This is a genomic window from Streptomyces sp. DH12 (assembly GCF_020873895.1).
In the GTDB taxonomy this organism is placed as follows: Bacteria; Actinomycetota; Actinomycetes; order Streptomycetales; family Streptomycetaceae; genus Streptomyces.
Genome location: NZ_JAHWGT010001361.1, coordinates 1 through 420, shown reverse-complemented (window position 1 = coordinate 420; position 420 = coordinate 1). Strand labels below are relative to the sequence as shown.

1 pseudogene is annotated in these 420 nt (G+C 74.5%); it reads left to right on the top strand.

Features of this window, described 5'->3' with window-relative positions:
- Positions 1-420 (top strand): annotated as a pseudogene (locus LPA54_RS40075) (virginiamycin B lyase); the annotation flags it as partial.

Genomic DNA, 420 nt, shown 5'->3' with positions numbered 1-420 from the left:
CGCCTCCAGGACCACCGGATCGGCCGCGTCACCGTCGACGGCGAGGTGACGTCCTTCGCGCTGCCGACCTCCGGTGGCGGACCGTACGGCATCACGGCGGGTCCGGACGGCGCGATGTGGTTCACGGAGACGACCGGTGACCGCATCGGCCGCATCACCGTCGACGGGGACGTCACGGAGTTCGCCCTCCCGGTCGCGCGCGCCTACCCCTCCGCGATCACGACGGGTCCGGACGGTGCGCTGTGGTTCCCCCTGAACGGCGCGAACGCGATCGGCCGCCTCACCCCTGACGGTGACACCGCCGTGCACCCCCTGCCCACCGAGGCCGCGGGGCCGGTCGGCATCGCGGCGGACGGCAGGGCGCTGTGGTTCGCGGAGATCTCGGCGGGCCGGATCGGCAGGGTCTCGGTGGACGGCCGG